Annotated in this window: 17 protein-coding genes; 10 read left to right on the top strand and 7 right to left on the bottom strand. The window is 60.9% G+C overall.

The genetic code is table 11. The features are described from left to right. Nucleotides 1-253: 253 nt before the first annotated feature. The 4 genes from gluQRS to thpR all read right to left on the bottom strand — a co-directional run bounded on the left by gluQRS (nucleotide 254) and on the right by thpR (nucleotide 3,168). A complete protein-coding gene (gene gluQRS / locus NOM67_RS12825; RefSeq protein ID WP_255937733.1) occupies nucleotides 254-1,162 on the bottom strand; it encodes a tRNA glutamyl-Q(34) synthetase GluQRS in 909 nt (302 codons plus the stop codon). A 124-nt stretch (nucleotides 1,163-1,286) separates the two neighbouring features. Further along, on the bottom strand, nucleotides 1,287-1,736 hold the full coding sequence (gene dksA, locus NOM67_RS12820; protein WP_005335644.1) for an RNA polymerase-binding protein DksA: 450 nt from the start codon (nucleotides 1,734-1,736) through the stop codon (nucleotides 1,287-1,289). A gap of 119 nt (nucleotides 1,737-1,855) precedes the next feature. Then, nucleotides 1,856-2,599 carry a DNA/RNA nuclease SfsA gene (gene sfsA, locus NOM67_RS12815; protein WP_255937606.1) on the bottom strand — a complete coding sequence of 248 codons (744 nt, stop codon included), beginning with the start codon at nucleotides 2,597-2,599 and terminating at the stop codon, nucleotides 1,856-1,858. Continuing rightward, a complete protein-coding gene (thpR, locus tag NOM67_RS12810) occupies nucleotides 2,596-3,168 on the bottom strand; it encodes an RNA 2',3'-cyclic phosphodiesterase (protein WP_255937731.1) in 573 nt (190 codons plus the stop codon). The genes sfsA and thpR overlap by 4 nt, the downstream gene beginning before the upstream one ends. Before the next feature lie 179 nt (nucleotides 3,169-3,347). Here thpR and hrpB point away from each other — a divergent pair, with 179 nt between their 5' ends. The 3 genes from hrpB (at nucleotide 3,348) to NOM67_RS12795 (ending at nucleotide 8,648) form a co-directional block, all read left to right on the top strand. Continuing rightward, nucleotides 3,348-5,795, top strand: coding sequence for an ATP-dependent helicase HrpB (gene hrpB / locus NOM67_RS12805; protein WP_255937605.1), 2,448 nt, complete (start codon nucleotides 3,348-3,350; stop codon nucleotides 5,793-5,795). A 73-nt stretch (nucleotides 5,796-5,868) separates the two neighbouring features. After that, complete coding sequence (gene mrcB / locus NOM67_RS12800) at nucleotides 5,869-8,187, top strand: penicillin-binding protein 1B (protein ID WP_255937604.1); 2,319 nt, start codon at nucleotides 5,869-5,871, stop codon at nucleotides 8,185-8,187. A 59-nt stretch (nucleotides 8,188-8,246) separates the two neighbouring features. Then, nucleotides 8,247-8,648 (top strand): VOC family protein, encoded by a 402-nt coding sequence (locus tag NOM67_RS12795; RefSeq protein WP_156853566.1) that lies wholly within the window; start codon nucleotides 8,247-8,249, stop codon nucleotides 8,646-8,648. A gap of 69 nt (nucleotides 8,649-8,717) precedes the next feature. Here NOM67_RS12795 and NOM67_RS12790 read toward each other — a convergent pair whose 3' ends face one another. Both NOM67_RS12790 and NOM67_RS12785 read right to left on the bottom strand, forming a co-directional pair. Beyond that, nucleotides 8,718-9,038: an SMR family transporter gene (locus NOM67_RS12790; protein WP_156853567.1), complete on the bottom strand. Its 321-nt coding sequence runs from the start codon at nucleotides 9,036-9,038 to the stop codon at nucleotides 8,718-8,720. Further along, nucleotides 9,026-9,430, bottom strand: a complete 405-nt coding sequence (locus NOM67_RS12785) for an SMR family transporter (protein ID WP_255937603.1) — start codon at nucleotides 9,428-9,430, stop codon at nucleotides 9,026-9,028. Before NOM67_RS12785 ends, NOM67_RS12790 begins: the two co-directional genes overlap by 13 nt. A gap of 159 nt (nucleotides 9,431-9,589) precedes the next feature. Between NOM67_RS12785 and NOM67_RS12780 the strand changes: the two genes are divergently transcribed. The 3 genes from NOM67_RS12780 to ppa all read left to right on the top strand — a co-directional run bounded on the left by NOM67_RS12780 (nucleotide 9,590) and on the right by ppa (nucleotide 12,887). Further along, a complete protein-coding gene (locus NOM67_RS12780) occupies nucleotides 9,590-10,471 on the top strand; it encodes a LysR family transcriptional regulator (RefSeq protein WP_255937602.1) in 882 nt (293 codons plus the stop codon). Between the two features lie 107 nt (nucleotides 10,472-10,578). Continuing rightward, on the top strand, nucleotides 10,579-12,159 hold the full coding sequence (locus NOM67_RS12775; RefSeq protein ID WP_139396191.1) for a DUF3369 domain-containing protein: 1,581 nt from the start codon (nucleotides 10,579-10,581) through the stop codon (nucleotides 12,157-12,159). A 197-nt stretch (nucleotides 12,160-12,356) separates the two neighbouring features. Further along, entirely contained in the window at nucleotides 12,357-12,887 is a 531-nt protein-coding gene (gene ppa, locus NOM67_RS12770) for an inorganic diphosphatase (RefSeq protein ID WP_005335667.1), read from the top strand. Between the two features lie 27 nt (nucleotides 12,888-12,914). Here ppa and NOM67_RS12765 read toward each other — a convergent pair whose 3' ends face one another. Beyond that, nucleotides 12,915-13,265, bottom strand: coding sequence for a hypothetical protein (locus NOM67_RS12765; protein WP_033113056.1), 351 nt, complete (start codon nucleotides 13,263-13,265; stop codon nucleotides 12,915-12,917). A gap of 138 nt (nucleotides 13,266-13,403) precedes the next feature. On the opposite strand from NOM67_RS12765, the gene NOM67_RS12760 reads away from it, so the two are divergent. From NOM67_RS12760 to NOM67_RS12745, 4 genes are all read left to right on the top strand, one after another. Continuing rightward, a complete protein-coding gene (locus tag NOM67_RS12760; RefSeq protein WP_255937600.1) occupies nucleotides 13,404-14,282 on the top strand; it encodes a hypothetical protein in 879 nt (292 codons plus the stop codon). A 209-nt stretch (nucleotides 14,283-14,491) separates the two neighbouring features. Further along, complete coding sequence (locus NOM67_RS12755; RefSeq protein ID WP_255937598.1) at nucleotides 14,492-15,034, top strand: YtfJ family protein; 543 nt, start codon at nucleotides 14,492-14,494, stop codon at nucleotides 15,032-15,034. A 43-nt stretch (nucleotides 15,035-15,077) separates the two neighbouring features. Further along, on the top strand, nucleotides 15,078-15,377 hold the full coding sequence (locus NOM67_RS12750) for a DUF2607 family protein (protein ID WP_182926207.1): 300 nt from the start codon (nucleotides 15,078-15,080) through the stop codon (nucleotides 15,375-15,377). 30 nt (nucleotides 15,378-15,407) lie between these two features. Further along, on the top strand, nucleotides 15,408-15,992 hold the full coding sequence (locus NOM67_RS12745; protein ID WP_255937593.1) for a DUF2796 domain-containing protein: 585 nt from the start codon (nucleotides 15,408-15,410) through the stop codon (nucleotides 15,990-15,992). Nucleotides 15,993-15,996: the final 4 nt, after the last annotated feature.

Here is a 15,996-nt window from a genome sequence, read left to right as displayed (position 1 = left end):
CGGCCATTCACTGCCATCAAACCGGCCATTGCCCTTTTAGCGCCTGTCGGCACGGCAACAAGGCGGCTATGGCACCAACCCCGTCACTATAAATTTAATTTATGGTTTTTCGGGAAATGACCCAATTTAACCTTATACCTAACCGGATCCGCGGCGCAGGGTCCGTTGTTCTCTCTTGCCTGCTCTCGAAAGCCCGCGCCCGATCCGCTCAAGTCTACTCGCGCAGCACTTCGCCTTGCTATGGCTGCCAGATTTAGCCGGCAACCAACGGGATCTTCTCGCTGGCGGGCACCCGGGCCAGCTGCCAGTGGGCGATGCCCCAGCCGATGATCTCGTCGATCCGGCTTGCCATCAGCTCGGGCGGCGGGCACTGACCGAGAAAGTGCAGCGCCTGCCACAGGGCCGGGCGCACCTCATCCAGCGCCAGCGCCGGCGCATGATTCTGCTTGGAGAGCTTGTTGCCGTCGGCCTGCACCGCCAGCGGCAGATGCACCCAGTCCGGCACCGCGGCCCCCAGGGTCTGGTAGAGGGCAATCTGGCGCACCGTCGGCTCCAGCAGGTCGGCGCCGCGCACTATCTCGGTGATGCCGCTGTCCATGTCATCCACCACCACAGCCAGGTTGTAGGCGTAGAGCCCGTCGCGGCGGCGGATGATGAAATCCTCCTCGGCGAGCGCCGCCGGCACCGCGATATGGCCCTGCAAGCGATCATCGAAGTGGTAGACCGGATGGTGCTGGCGCAAGCGGGCGGCAGAGCCCTCTGCCGTCAGCCCCAGGGTGCGGCAGTGGCCATTGTAAAAGCCACCGCTTGCCATGATTTCGCGCCGGGTACAGCGGCACCAGTAGAGATCGCCGGCCCGGTAGAGCTGGTCGATGATCTCGTCATAGCGGTCGTGGCGCGCGCTCTGGAACATCACCTCGCCATCCCACTCAAGACCATATGCCTCAAGGGTCTTGAGAATAAGGTCGGCCGCCCCCGCCATCTCCCGCGGCGGATCGATATCCTCGATGCGCACCAGCCAGCGCCCCTGCTGCGCTCTGGCCTGCAAAAAGCTGCCGAGGGCCGCAATCAGCGAACCGAAGTGGAGCGGGCCGGAAGGGGACGGCGCAAAGCGGCCCACATAGGGGCGTATTTGGGGGGAGGAAGGGGTATTCACAGCCATGACGGTTCGGGTAAGCAGTTCAGTGAGGCGCATTTTGGGACGACCCGCTCAAAAGCTCAATAAAAAATGCGCAATAAAAAAGGGAGCCCGCAAGCTCCCTTTTTCATATTGCAGCGGGTCGGTATCAACCGGCCATCTGCTTTTCCTTGATCTCGGCCAGCGTCTTGCAGTCGACACAGAGGTCGGCGGTCGGACGGGCTTCCAGACGGCGGATACCGATTTCGATACCGCAGTGCTCGCAGTAACCGAAGTCGTCATCTTCCAGCAGCTGCAAGGTCTTCTCGATCTTCTTGATCAGCTTGCGTTCACGATCGCGGGTACGCAGTTCGAGAGCGAACTCCTCTTCCTGCGCGGCACGATCCACGGGATCCGGGAAGTTGGCAGCCTCGTCCTTCATGTGATCAACGGTGCGGTCAACTTCCTGCATCAGTTGGTTGCGCCAGGCACCCAGGATCTTGCGAAAATGCGCCTTCTGTTGGTCATTCATGTACTCCTCACCCGGCTTTTCCTGGTAAGGCGCGACACCCGCAATGGCCAGGGGGCCCAGAGATTTCCTGTTTTCGCCTGTTGGCATGCCCTGTCTCCTAATTCAGCACGCTACCCGTGCCATCCATAAATTGAGGGCGACATCTATAGCAGAAGGGTAACGGGTAAGCAAACGAGCCGTACCAATAATGTTACCCACTCCAATATTTATGAACTCCCCTCGGGTAACAGGTGGCTGGATTCAAACGGGATAAATCCTTGTGCCACCATGCCTTGCACCCCAACATGGGGCCGATAGCATAAAATTTCAACCCCCGCCGCAATTGCCTGTTCAATTAGCAGACTATAGTGCGGATCTATGTGCGCTGCAGGGCGCATCCGGCTTATTCCGGAGTGCAACACCATAAATAGCAGCACGGCTCTGTGACCGGCCGCTTTCATGGCCATCAATTCACGTAAATGCTTGGCGCCACGGGCAGTTACCGCATCGGGGAAGTAGCCCATGCAGGCCTCTTCCCGCTCATCGAGCAGGGTGACCGATTTTACCTCGATGTAACAGTTGCCCTTCTCCTCATCTTCCAGCAAGAGGTCGATGCGACTGTTCTCTTCGCCATATTTCACCTCGGTGCGCAATCTGGCATAGCCGCACAGCGGTGTGATGGCATCCTGCTCGATCAGCTCGCGGGCAATCTGGTTGGCGCGCGCGGTGTTGACGCAGATAAAGTGGCCGGCCGGGCTCTCGGCGATCTCCCAGCTATGGGGCAGCTTGCGCTTGGGGTTGTCGGAGGTCGAATACCAGACCCGGGTACCCGGGTCGGCGCAGCCGGTCATGGCGCCGGTGTTGGCGCAGTGGATGGTGATCACCTCGCCATTGGCCAGTTCGACATCGGTCAGAAAGCGCTTGTAGCGGGCGATTAGTTGCCCGGATTGCAGCGGCGGATCAAATATCACGGGTTCGTCCTCCGCGCCTGTTCGTTGTCCCACTCATCCCGAGCCCCCTCATCCCTGGCTCTGGCCCGCAGCGGCCAGCAGGCGAGCGGCTGGTAGCGCACCCCGTCCGGAGTCGAGATCGACTCATAGAGGCAAAATTGATCGGCCTTAAGCAGAAAATCGGGGGCCGGCAGGGTGGCTGGCGCCTCGCCCGCCTTGCGCGACAGGGTGACATGAGGGCGATAACCCTGTTCGCCATTGCCAAGCCCCAGCTTCTCGCCGTGACGACGCAGCGCCTTCGCCAGCACGGTCAGCTCGTTGGGCCACTCCTTCGGGCCAACCCAGCCAGCCTTGGCGCGGCTGAACCAGCCGGTCTCGTCCAGCCTGATGGTGAGCGGCGGACAGTGCTGGCGCTCAACGGCGGCGATCAGGCGGCGGGTGGTCACCTCGTCCGCTTCACCGAGGAAGGCGAGAGTCAGGTGCAGATTGGCTTGTGGCACCGGCTGACCGGGCCAGGGGCGTTGATCACGCCAGCTGATGAGTTCGGGAGCGAGCTCCCCGACGGGCAGGGCAAAGAAGAGTTTGGCCATTCGGGTGAAGATGCCTTTTTCCAGACAGAGAGGGTGGCCCATTCTATGGCAGCCATCTCCTCCTGTCTCGCCATCCGGGCCGAGGGCCATCTGCTCCCCTACATCTGCTCACGGTGGCCGTGCTGGCTGTGGCAGAATAGGCGCCGTTTTACCGGTTGCAACAGAAGGTGTTGATCGTTTTGTCCCCACTCCCCATCGTTTCGGTGCTGCCCGAACTCTTTGCCGCCCTCGACCGCCACAACAGCGTGATCCTGCAGGCGCCCCCCGGCGCGGGCAAATCGACCCTGCTGCCGCTGGAGCTGGTACGTCAGAACCGGCTGCCCGGCCGCATCATCATGCTGGAACCAAGACGGCTGGCTGCGCGCAATATCGCCACTTTTCTGGCGCGCCAGCTCGGGGAGAAGGTGGGCGAGCGCATCGGTCTGCGGGTACGCGGCGAGAGCCGCACCAGCTCCGCGACCCGGCTCGAGATCGTCACCGAAGGGGTGCTGACCCGGATGTTGCAGCAGGATCCCGAGCTCGGCGGCGTCTCGCTGGTCATCTTCGATGAGTTCCACGAACGCAGCCTGCACGCCGATACCGCGCTGGCCTTCGCCATCGAGAGCCAGCAGGGATTGCGCGATGACCTCAAGCTGCTGGTGATGTCCGCCACTCTGGATGGCATGGCGCTGGAAAAGCTGCTGCCGAATGCGCCGGTGATCCGCTCGGAAGGACGCGGCTTTCCCATCGACTACCACTACCGCCCCGCCAATCGCCAGCAGTGGCTGGAGCCGCAAGTCGGCGCCGTGGTGCTCGAAGCGCTGGCCGGGCAAGATGGCAGCCTGCTGGTCTTTCTGCCGGGACAGGGAGAGATCGAGCGGCTGGCGCAGTGGCTGGAAGGACGGCTGCCGGATGACGTGACCCTCGCCCCCCTCTACGGCCGCCTCGACATGGCCGCCCAGCAAGCGGCCATCGAGCCGCCACCTGCGGGTCGCCGTAAGCTGGTGCTCACCACCAATGTGGCAGAGACCTCCCTCACCATCGAAGGTGTCTCTGTCGTTATCGACAGCGGGCTGGAGCGGCGCGCCTCGTTCGATCTGAAAAGCGGCGTCACCCGACTGGAGACCCGCCCCATCGCCAAAGCCTCCGCCACCCAGCGGGCGGGCCGTGCCGGTCGTCTTGGCCCCGGTGTCTGCTACCGGCTCTGGAGCAACGAGGTGCAGGAGCGACTCGCCGAGCAGAGTCCGCCCGACATCCTCACTCAGGAGCTGACCGGTCTGCTGCTGGATGCCGCCCAGTGGGGGGCAAAGGTGGAAGATCTGCCGCTGCTCGACATGCCGCCGGCCGCGGCCGTCGCCAGCGCCCAGCGGCTGCTGGTCGCCCTCGGCGCCATGAAGCCGGAGGGTGAGCAACAACTTACCCCGGCTGGCCGCGCCATGGCGGCCTTCGGTACCCATCCCCGGCTCGCCCGCATGCTGCTGCGCGCCCGCGAACTGGAAGCTGAAGGTCTGACAGGGATTGTCGCCGATGCCGCATATCTGGTGGCGTTGCTGGAAGAAGATCTGCGAGGATCGGAGCGCCTCTCGGTGCTGTTCCACCGCCGTCAGGGAGCCCTGCGCCAGAGTGCAGCCCGCTGGTTTGAACGGCTCGGCGCTCGCCCGGCCAATCCACAGGGACAGTGGCTCGGGCTGCTCTGTGCCCTCGCCTGGCCGGATCGCATCGGCAAGCTGCGCAGCGGCAGCCGTTACCAGCTCAGCGGCGGGGTGAGCTGCGATCTGATCGAGGGTCACCCCTGTCAGGGCCAGAGTGCGCTGATTGCGGTGGAGATGGGCCAGAACGAGCGCGGCAGCCGCATCTTTATCGCCGAACCGATAGAGCTGGATGAGCTGGCGCGTCTGTTGCCGGAGCTGGTAAGCGAGCGGCAGTGGTTCGACTGGGACGAGCGCGAGGAGCGGGTGCGAGCCGAACACCAGCAGGTGATCGGCGAGCTGGTGCTGAGCCAGCGACCGCTGACGGACCTTTCGGATGAGCAGAAGGGGCGCTGCCTGCTGCAAGGCATCCGCCGCAAGGGGTTGTATGTGCTGCCGTGGGACGAGAGCAGCGAAGGGCTGCTGGCCCGTCTGCGCTGCGCCCGCGACTGGTTGCCCGATGAGGATTGGCCAGCCATGGATGACGACAGCCTGCTGGCCACCCTCGAACAGTGGCTGCTGCCGGCGGTGAGCGGCATGACCCGGCTGGAGCAGTTGAAAAAGCTCGATATGAGCGACATCCTGCGCCAATCTCTGCCCTGGCCACTGCCCAAACGGCTGGATGAGGCACTGCCCGGCCACTTCACGGCACCGACCGGCAGCCGGGTGCGGATCCGTTATCAGCCGGGGCAGGCACCGGTGATCCCGGTACGAATTCAGGAGATGTTCGGTCAGGCGGCAACCCCCTGCGTGGCCGATGGCCGGGTGGCGCTGGTGGTAGAGCTGCTCTCCCCCGCCCAGCGACCGCTGCAGATCACCGCCGATCTGGCCGCTTTCTGGGCTGGCTCCTACGAGCAGGTGAAAAAAGAGATGAAGGGGCGCTATCCCCGCCACTACTGGCCGGACAATCCGCTGGAGGCGATGCCAACCAGAGTCACCAAAAAGAAGATGGGTATCTAGGTTCGATTGGCCAGGCCCGATCGGACGTTCGCGAATGCGACATAACAAGTAGAAAGGAAAGCAAAGAGGATTTATGGCAACCCAACGACGCAAGCGCGCCCCCAAGAAAGCGCCACCCAAGCGTACCATCTGGCGCAAGCTGTTCTGGTTTGGCTTCAAGCTCTCGCTGGTGGTAGCGGCCTTCATGGTGGTGTTTGGCATCTACCTCGATACCCAGGTGCGCGAGCGATTTGACGGCGAGAAGTGGCAGCTGCCGGTGATGGTCTACAGCCGTCCGCTGGAGCTCTATCCGGGTCAGCGCCTGTCGCGCGACCAGATGCTGCGCGAGCTCAACATGCTGAGCTACAAGCAGGTGCGCCAGCCCCATACCCCGGGTGAATACACCATCATCGGCAACCGCATCGAGCTTATTCGCCGACCATTTGCCTTCTACGATGGTACCGATGGTGCCCGCGGCCTGCGCCTCACCTTCAACGGCCCGCGCCTCGAGGGGATCCAGTCGCTGGAGAACCAGCGCCAGCTCGGTTACGCCCAGATGGACCCGGTGCTGCTCGACCGCCTCAACACCGAAGATCGGGAAGATCGCCTGCTGGTGCGCCTCGCCGAGGTGCCGGACAGCCTGCTGGTGACCCTGCTCACCACCGAAGATCGCGACTTCTATCAGCATGGCGGCGTCTCCCCCATCGCCATCATGCGCGCCATGTTTGCCAACCTGATCGCCGGCCGCACCGTGCAGGGGGGGAGTACCCTCACCCAGCAGCTGGCCAAGAACTTCTTCCTGACCCGTGAGCGCAGCCTGTGGCGAAAACTGCAGGAAGCCTACATGGCGGTGCTGATCGACTACCGCTACAGCAAGGACGAGATCCTGGAGTCCTACCTCAACGAGGTCTATCTGGGGCAAAACTTCTCGCAAGGGGTCTATGGCTTCGGCCTCGCCTCCTACTTCTACTTCGGCATTCCGGTCAACGAGCTGGATATCGATCAGGTCGCCCTGCTGGTCGGTCTGGTAAAAGGCCCCTCCTATTACGATCCCTGGCGCTTCCCCGATCGGGCCAAGGTGCGCCGCGATCTGGTACTGAAACTGCTGATGGATCACGGCAGCCTGACCCAGGCCGAATATGATCTGGCCAGCAAGCAGCCGCTCGGCATCATCGCCCGCGGCCAGATGAGCTACGGCCGCACCCCGGCCTTCATGGGGCTGCTCAAGCGCGAGATCCAGAGCCGCTTCGGCCCGGATCTGCTCAAGCAGTCCGGCCTCAAGATCTTCACCAGCCTCGACCCCATCGCCCAGCATGCCGCTGAACAGGCGGTCGCTTCTGGCCTTGCCGACATTGAAAAACTGCGCGGCAAGAAGAAGCTGGAGGCCGCCATGGTGGTCTCCGACTGGCACAAGGGGGAAGTGGTGGCGCTGGTCGGTGGTCGCGATCCTCGCTACGCCGGTTTCAACCGGGCGCTGGATGCCCGCCGCCAGATCGGTTCGCTGGTAAAACCTGCGGTCTACCTGACCGGCCTCTCCAACGGCCTGACACTGGCGACCCCGCTCAAAGATCAGCCGATCCGCATTCGCGGTCAGGATGGTCAGGTCTGGACACCGCAGAACTACGATCGCAAGTTCCGCCAGAGCGTGCCGCTGATGGATGCGCTGGCCAGCTCCCTCAACGTGCCGACCGTCAATCTTGGTCTGCAGGTGGGGCTGGAGAAGGTGGTCGACACCCTGCACAAGCTGGGGGTGCAGCAGGAGATCCAGCCCTATCCGTCGCTGGTGCTGGGGGCCGTTGCGCTCTCGCCGATGGAGGTGAACCAGATGTACCTGCCCATCGCCAATCAGGGTCTGACCCAGCCGCTGTCGGCGATCCGCGCCGTGGTCAAAGGGGATGGCAGCCTGCTCTATCAGCATGATCAAACCGCCAAACGGGTTACCGACAGTCAGGCGAGCTGGCTCACCCTGTTCGCCATGACCAAGACGGTGAGTCAGGGGACGGCACGCTCGCTGGGTGCCAAGTTCCCGGGCGCCACCATGGCGGCCAAGACCGGCACCACCAACGAGCTGCGCGACTCCTGGTTTACCGGGCTCGACAACAACGAGCTGGTCAGCATCTGGGTCGGCCGCGATGACAACACCCCGGCGGGTCTCACCGGTGCCAGCGGCGCCCTGCAACTCTTTACCGGCTACATGAGCCAGCGCGGCGTCAACAGCCTGAGCCTGCAGATCCCGGAAGGGGTTACCTGGGCCAACTTCTCTCGCACCAGTGGCACCCGGGTTACCAGCGACTGCCCGGGCAGCCTGCAGGTGCCGGCCAAGGTCTCGACCATGGGCTCACCGACCAGCTGCAGTAGCCCGGGTACGCCACGCAGCGCGCTGGACGACTGGTTCGGCGGATTCTTCAACTGACCGAAGGAGACGGGTAGCCCGGGCTGCCCGTCTCGCCATCCCGCTTACAAGGAGTCACCATGCACCAGCCGCTGTTTGAGGCCATCCACCACGTTGCCATCATCGCCAGCGATTACGCTCGCTCGCGCCACTTCTATCACGAGGTGCTGGGGCTCCCCATCATTGCGGAGACCCTGCGCGAGGCACGTCAGTCGTGGAAACTGGATCTGGCCCTGCCGGATGGCAGCCAGCTGGAGCTGTTCAGCTTCCCCATCACCCCCAAGCGCCCCTCTACGCCGGAGGCATGCGGCCTGCGTCATTTGGCCTTTCGGGTAGGTGACCTCGATCGCGTCATTGCCCATCTGCATGCCCACCAAGTCGCAGTGGAACCGGTGCGGGTGGATGAGCTGACCGGCAAGCGCTTCACCTTTTTCGCAGACCCCGACGGCCTGCCGCTGGAGCTCTACGAAGCGCCGCGCTGAGTCTGAATCGGCCAAACATAAAGCCGCCCGGCGAACCGGGCGGCTTTTTTATTTATTGCTGGCGTTTTATCAGGCGGTGGTCAGCATGGCGACAGCCAGTGCCATCACCATCATGCCGGCCCAGCCGATGGGCTTGAGGCGCTCACGGAAGATGAGCAAGCCACCCAGCGCAGTACCGAGAATACCGATGGCGCCCCAGGTCGCGTAGGCCACGGCCAGGTCGATCTTGCCACCACCGACTGCTTCGGAGAGCAGGGTAAAGGCCATCAGCACCAGCAGGATGCCGAGGAAGCCCCACCTCTTGTAGCGAAAGCCGGCCGAGCGGTTGATCGCCATGTTGGCGCCGATATCCAGCAGAGCTGCGCCAAAAACGATAATTAACGGGTGCATACAACCTCCTCGCCATTGCGGGTGTCATCGTGAGCAGTTGTCGGCTCATCGTGGCACTCCCCCATGGTCACCATAACAATACCCACTATCGCCAGCCCCAGACCAATCAACTCCTGAGCACTCAGGTTGTAGTCGAGGAACATCACGGAGACGACGGTGATCAGCGCAATCCCCAGCCCCTCCCACAACGCAAAGGCAATACCAATGGAGATTGTTTTGGCGGCTTTGGCCAGTAGCAGATACGAGAGCGAAATCAGCACCCACATCGGCAAATAGTTGAGCCATCCGGCATCGTTCTCGGGGATCATCGCCATACTCGAGGTGCCTGCCACCTCGGTCACTATGGCGCCCGTCAAAAATATTCGAGCTAAAAGCATGCGACTGAATAACATAAAATTTCCTTTTGTTGCTGCGACGGGAGAGATGGTAGCTCGGGCACTCTCTTTGGCGGGAGTCGCTGAGCGTCGACAATATCGACGCTACTCGTTTGCCTTGTCAGTCGGGGGCAGGGTAAGGTGAAGATGGGATCACTGTGTCATATGCCGTAAACCATGAAGCTTTATCAGATAGAACTCTTTGTCGAGTCCGCCAATAGTGGCTCCATCGCCAGCACTGCCCGCCGCCTTGGCAAGAGCCGCAGCGCAGTCAGTACCGCCATAGCGGCTCTTGAAGTCGAGCTTGGCGTCGAACTTTTTGAACGCGGTGCCAACCAGAGTCGGCTGACCGAAATCGGCGAGTTGGTGCTGGATGACTGCACCCGCCTGCTGCAGGCCGCCAACAGCCTGCAACAGAAATGCGAGCACTACGCTTCGGGCGCCGAAGTGGCGCTGCGGATCGCCCGCGATGACGCCATTCCCGAACAGGTATGGCGCGAGATGCTGGCTGGACTGCATAACCAGTTTCCCGGCACCAGCATCTCGCTGGTGCTCACCTCGCCTCCCGAGCTACCCGCGCTGGTTGAGGAGGGATTTGTCGATGCCGCTTTCGGCCTCATTACCGAAGATCAGGAGCGCAGCGGCCTCCACATCGATCTGCTCAACCCGATCCGCACCCTGATGGTGGTTGCCCCCAACCACCCGCTGGCAGCGCTGAAACGGGTAGTACAGCAGGATCTGACTGACCACACCCAGATAACGCTCTCCTATGTAGATGAATTCTCGCTAAAAAGTTTGCTGCCAGTGGGCGGCAAGCATATCGGTCTCTCCAGCTTCGAGTTGATGCGCAACTCGGTGCTGGATGGCTTGGGCTGGGCCGTGCTCCCCTCGCCCCTCATACAGAGCCAGCTGAGGCATGGTTCGCTACTGACCCTGAAACACAAGTTCAGCCTGCAGTGGCGGGATTACGGGGTCTATCTGGCGCAGAACGCCTATCACGGCAAAGCACTGGCCTGGCTGAAGCGCTCAATCCAGACATATCTGGAACCATTCGAGTAAGCGCAATGGCAGAGCAAGCTCACGATCTGCATTTAAGCTGATGCGTCTACCGAGCATGATCGTGCATACTGTTTACATACTCATTGAACGCCGGAGGCGTAACCGATATGAGCAGTGCCCAAGACAAGGACGACATTTGGCTGGATGACGACATCATCGAACTCGATGACGAAGAAGTCGTAACCCCCAAGGCACTCAACCCCTGGCAGGTGCTGATCGTGGATGATGAGCCCGACATTCATCATGCCACCCGGCTTGCCCTCTCCAATATTCAGTACAAATCCCGCCCGCTCGAACTGCTCAATGCCTACAGCGGTACCGAAGCCGCCACCATGCTGGAGGCCAATCCCAAAATTGCCCTGATCCTGCTGGATGTGGTGATGGAGACAGAAGACGCGGGCCTGCGGCTGGTGCACAGGATCCGCAACGAAATGCGCAACTCGCTGGTGCGCATCGTGCTGCGGACCGGCCAACCCGGGCAGGCGCCAGAGCAGCGGGTGATCCTCGATTACGACATCAATGACTACAAAACCAAGACCGAGCTGACGGTACAAAAGCTCTACACCACCGTCATCGCCTCCTTGCGCTCGTATGAAACGCTGAGTGCCATCGACAAGAGCCGCCAGGGTCTTGGCAAGATCCTGGAAGGGGCGGGAGACCTCTACCATCTCCATTCGCTCAAGGAATTTGCCTCCGGCGTGCTCAAACAGATCAGCGCTATTCTGGACGTCGGTACCGAGGGCGCCATCTGCGCCGAACGCCGCCCGGGCGAGCAAAAACTGGAGATCCTGGCGGCTACCGGTGACTATGAAACCCTGCTGAGTCAGGGGAGTCTCACCGACTTCCCGACCCTCAACGAGTCGGTGACCAAGGCGCTGGCGGCCCGCTGTAACCGCTTTGAACACCCGCAGGACTCGCTCTATATCGCTGCCCAGAATGGCCGGGAGTTCGTACTGAGCTTTACCCCCACCCAGCCCCTCGATCCCTTAGAGTGCGACCTGCTGGATGTGTTCTGCCAACGTATCTCCGCCGCCTATGACAACCTCTATCTCTACAACCAGCTGCTGCGCGCTCAGGAGGCGACCGTAGTGGCGCTGGCTGCGCTGGCAGAGTTCCGCGACTCGGACACCGGCGAACACGTCTTGCGGGTCCAGAAGCTCTCCGATGCTCTGGTGGAAGAGCTGCAGCAGATGGCCGCCTACCCCGAGCAGCTCACCCCCGAGTTTGTCGAGATGATCGGCATGGCCTCCATCCTGCACGATGTGGGCAAGGTGGGCACGCCGGATCATATCCTGCACAAGCCGGGGCGTTTCGATCCCGACGAGCGGGCCATCATGGAGCAGCATGCCGGCATCGGCGCCAACATACTGCACAAGGCGGGCGAAATGGTGGAGGGCACTAGCTACCTGTCGCTCGGTGCTGAAATTGCCCGTGGCCACCACGAGCATTTTGACGGCAAGGGTTACCCCGAACGGCTGGCTGGCCAGCAGATCCCGCTCTCGGCGCGGATTGTGGCGGTGGTCGATGTGTTCGATGCCCTGCTCAGCAAACGCCCCTACAAGGAGCCCTGGACGTTGGAGCAAACCATGGAGTACATCCAGTCGCGCTCCGGCACCCAGTTTGACCCCCATGTCGTGGCCGCTCTCGCCCGACTGGTCAACGAATCTCGGCTTCCCTACTCGCTCTGAATCCATGCCATACCGGTCACGCAACTCACCGGTATGGCATAAAAACAGCCGATTTGTTGCATTTGGCACACACCTACTATCCCCCCGCGACAAACATCCCCTCTCTTTGGCGGCGATATCCGCTGAAATATGGTCATTTAACATCACATCGCTATAATGTCGGCCTGCAAACCCGATATTAAAACCAAGGAAATATCATGAGCCTGAACCTGGTACCGGCCGGCAAGAGCCTGCCCGACGATATCTACGTCATCATCGAAATCCCGCAGAATGCCGACCCGATCAAATACGAAGTCGACAAGGATAGCGGCGCGATTTTCGTGGATCGCTTCATGTCCACCCCCATGTTCTATCCGTGCAACTACGGCTATGTGAACGCGACCCTCTCTCTGGATGGTGACCCCGTCGACGTACTGGTTCCGACCCCCTACCCGCTGCTGGCAGGCTCCGTCATCCGCTGCCGCCCGGTTGGCGTGCTGAAGATGACCGACGAATCTGGCGAAGATGCCAAGATCGTTGCCGTACCGCACTCCAAGCTGACCAAGCAGTACGACCACATCCAGGATGTGAACGATCTGCCGGAACTGCTGAAAGCACAGATCCAGCACTTCTTCGAGCGCTACAAAGAGCTGGAAGCAGGCAAATGGGTCAAGGTTGAAGGTTGGGGCGACAAGGCCGCTGCCGAAGCCGAGATCAAAACCTCTGCCGAGCGTTACGCTGCCAAGTAAGCGCAACCCGCGGATGAAAAAGGCGCCTTATGGCGCCTTTTTAGTGGGTTGTTGCGGCAAATTTGGGGGTGTTTCGCCAGCAGGATCCCCCTGAATATATATTTCACGGCCATCTTGCTGCTGGTAGGGACGGTAGTAATCGCTCCCACAGCGATACCCCCCTTCCTTCTGACTCACCAGCTCGCAATTGACCGGCAGCACCTCCAGCCACTTGATGGCCTGCTGGAAGCGCAACCACTCCTGCCACTCATGTTCGCGCGCCAGCTTGTCGCGCAGGGCAAAGGCATCGATACCGTCATCTCCCTTGCTGACGATGACAGGCCCCGCCACTGCTGGCAGGCTCATCGCCACCAGCCATCCCAAGAGCCACAGCTTCATAACCCCTCCTTGTGACTTTTTTTCACAATTAAATTTAAAGCCACATCAGTCTGTTATCCGGTTCACAAAACGAAACATCGCCAAACTGGCCCCGTCTCACCTAGTTGTTAATTATCATCCCCGGCAGGAAACACCGCCATGAAGCCAATCGCTGCGCTGTTGCTCGCTTTGACCCTCTCTACCACCGCTCATGCCAGCGAGATCCAGATGAGCTGGCAGTGGCAATCGCCGAGCGGTCAGCACCAGCACTTTCAGCTGACCACAGATGATCAGACCCTGGCAGCGAGCCAGCACGAGATGCAGCTGCTCGATGCCTCCCTCACCAAGCCGCTGGAGACCCTGTACGCCTACATAGGACCCAGGCTCTACAACAGCATCAATCTCATCAATCAGTACAGCCCCGAGACCGCCACCAAGTTTCGCTCGCTGGAGCAGGCCTTCACCCTGCACGACGACAGCATGGAGTCGCAGCTCTTCTGGCAGGCGTACCAGCAGTATCAGGATGATGCCTTCTACCAGATGATGGTGGTGCCCTGCGTGCATCCCTCCAATCGCAAGCTACCCTGCGTGCGGCCCGACTACTCGCGGCTCTTCTACCACTTCAAGGACTCCCTCAAGCCGCTGGCCCGCCAGTTTGCCGCCAAGGATCTCGCCACCAGCGTCAGTCTGCTACAGGAGTGGCTGAACGCCATCCCGACCCAGCCCGAGCAGATGGATCACTTCGCCCCTCCGCTGCAGGCACTGCAGGAGAACAAGGCCGACAGCGACGAGAAGGCGCTGCTGATGGCAAGCCTGCTGGCAGAGCTGGCACCGCAATATGTGCTCAGCATCATCTATCCCGATATCAGCATCGGCAGCGTCTCGCCTGCCTGGCTCGCCATCACCGCCGACAGCGGCCTCAAGGGCGATACCCTGATGATCAACAACCAGCGTCAGGTATTGCTGACCGGATCTCCGCTGATGGTGCAGCAGATGGCGCTGGCCAGGATCCCCCTCGTCAGCCAGCCGCTCTACTGAACCCTAGAGCTCAGACCAGCTGCCAATTCATTGATTTTTATCGATGTCATGCCATCCTAGCCCACCTCATCAAACCGACGGGGTGGTGGCACTTCCGAATTGCGATTCTATTTAACACTTTTTAAACAGATCCGATCAGTTTAGGATGAAGCTCGCCCATTCCCTCAATCTGAAACTCGTTATAACATAACAAATGGAGTGTCATCAGGATGAAACATCTCGTACTTACTTTGGCGCTGCTGCCCTGCCTCGCCTTCGCCAGCAACATCAAGGAAGCGAACCCGGTTCCGCTGGTCAATATCAGCGACAAGGGTGAGCTGGTACTCAGCGGCAAGGAGATCAGCTACCAGCCGTGGCAGAGCAAGACGCTCACCGGCAAGGTCTTCCTGATCCAGCACATCGCCGGTCGCACCAGTGCCAAAGAGCTGAATGCACCGATGATCGAGGCGATCAAGGCGGCTCATCTGCCCCATGACAAGTACCAGACCGTCACCATCATCAACAGCAATGACGCTATCTGGGGTACTTCCGGCTTTGTGAAGAGCAGCGCCGAAGATACCAAGAAAGAGTTCCCCTGGTCCGCACTGGTGCTGGATGCCAAGGGTATGGCGCGCAACGCCTGGGATCTGGCGCCGGAGAGTTCAGCCATCATCCTGCTGGATAAAGAGGGCAAGGTGCTGTTTGCCAAAGATGGCCAGCTCGATGCCAACAACATCACAACCGTGATGGGGCTCATCAAGTCCCATCTCTAATCAGAGTGAAAGGGCGCTGATGGCGCCCTTTCCATAAGGGTCTATGGGTCGTATCAAGCTGAAAATCTGGATCCTGCTGCTGGGCTGGTTGTTGCTGCAACCCCTGCTCGCCCGGCATCAGCTTGACTCCGCCCTGCCCGGTCACGACAACCACCACTGCCTGGTTTGCGCCCTCCATCTGGATGGCAAACAGGCGATCACCCCTACCCCATATTGTTACGCTGATAAAACAGCCGACACACCTGTTGTTGCGCTCATGCAACATTCGGCAGATGCCACTCCGCCCCACAGCTACGCAATCCGTGCGCCACCGCTCTCCGCTTTTATCTATCCCTTTGTTTAAGTTCTCTTTTTGTTATTAAAAGGATTCAAGATGAAAGCAGTTACCCTGTTGCTGGCGGTAGCCACCTTTGCCGCGCACGCCAATCACGATGAACACGAAAGTCACAGCCACGGCGCCCACGAACACGGCCACGGCCACCTGAATCTGGTGGTCGATGGCGACCAGCTGATGATCGAGCTGCAAGCCCCTGCCGCCGATCTGGTGGGCTTTGAACACGCGGCCAAGAGCGATGAAGAGAAGGCGCAATATGCCAGGGCCATCGCCCGCCTCCAGCAGCCTGACGCCATGTTCCGCTTCGACCCGGCCGCCGGCTGCAAGCTGACCCAACAGGAGCTGCAGGCCGCCAAAGAAGATCACGACCATGACCATGACCATGACCATGACAAGGCTGCCAGCGGCGAGCATGAGCACCACCATGATCATGACGAAGCGGGTCACGCCGATATGGGCGCCATGTATACCTACACCTGCGCTACCCCGGCCAAACTCACCGGTCTTGAAGCGACCCTGTTCAGCGTCTATCCGAGCCTTGAGAAGCTGAGCGTGCAGGGGATCCTGCCCACCGGCCAGACCGCAGCCGAACTGACCCCGTCCGCCAACAAGCTGAGCTGGTAACGCC

It is taken from the genome of Aeromonas sp. SG16 (genome assembly GCF_024436135.1).
Taxonomy (GTDB): domain Bacteria; phylum Pseudomonadota; class Gammaproteobacteria; order Enterobacterales; family Aeromonadaceae; genus Aeromonas; species Aeromonas jandaei.
Note: the sequence above shows the minus strand (reverse complement) of the source record. Positions and strands in the feature narration are given on the sequence as shown.

Coding starts and splice junctions, on each gene's coding strand:
- NOM67_RS12780 (WP_255937602.1), top strand. CDS start 9,590: ATGAAGCTTTATCAGATAGAACTCTTTGTCGAGTCCGCCAATAGTGGC.
- NOM67_RS12755 (WP_255937598.1), top strand. CDS start 14,492: ATGAAACATCTCGTACTTACTTTGGCGCTGCTGCCCTGCCTCGCCTTC.
- thpR (WP_255937731.1), bottom strand. CDS start 3,168: ATGGCCAAACTCTTCTTTGCCCTGCCCGTCGGGGAGCTCGCTCCCGAA.
- gluQRS (WP_255937733.1), bottom strand. CDS start 1,162: ATGGCTGTGAATACCCCTTCCTCCCCCCAAATACGCCCCTATGTGGGC.
- mrcB (WP_255937604.1), top strand. CDS start 5,869: ATGGCAACCCAACGACGCAAGCGCGCCCCCAAGAAAGCGCCACCCAAG.
- NOM67_RS12785 (WP_255937603.1), bottom strand. CDS start 9,430: ATGTTATTCAGTCGCATGCTTTTAGCTCGAATATTTTTGACGGGCGCC.
- ppa (WP_005335667.1), top strand. CDS start 12,357: ATGAGCCTGAACCTGGTACCGGCCGGCAAGAGCCTGCCCGACGATATC.
- NOM67_RS12750 (WP_182926207.1), top strand. CDS start 15,078: ATGGGTCGTATCAAGCTGAAAATCTGGATCCTGCTGCTGGGCTGGTTG.
- NOM67_RS12765 (WP_033113056.1), bottom strand. CDS start 13,265: ATGAAGCTGTGGCTCTTGGGATGGCTGGTGGCGATGAGCCTGCCAGCA.
- NOM67_RS12790 (WP_156853567.1), bottom strand. CDS start 9,038: ATGCACCCGTTAATTATCGTTTTTGGCGCAGCTCTGCTGGATATCGGC.
- dksA (WP_005335644.1), bottom strand. CDS start 1,736: ATGCCAACAGGCGAAAACAGGAAATCTCTGGGCCCCCTGGCCATTGCG.
- NOM67_RS12775 (WP_139396191.1), top strand. CDS start 10,579: ATGAGCAGTGCCCAAGACAAGGACGACATTTGGCTGGATGACGACATC.
- NOM67_RS12795 (WP_156853566.1), top strand. CDS start 8,247: ATGCACCAGCCGCTGTTTGAGGCCATCCACCACGTTGCCATCATCGCC.
- NOM67_RS12745 (WP_255937593.1), top strand. CDS start 15,408: ATGAAAGCAGTTACCCTGTTGCTGGCGGTAGCCACCTTTGCCGCGCAC.
- NOM67_RS12760 (WP_255937600.1), top strand. CDS start 13,404: ATGAAGCCAATCGCTGCGCTGTTGCTCGCTTTGACCCTCTCTACCACC.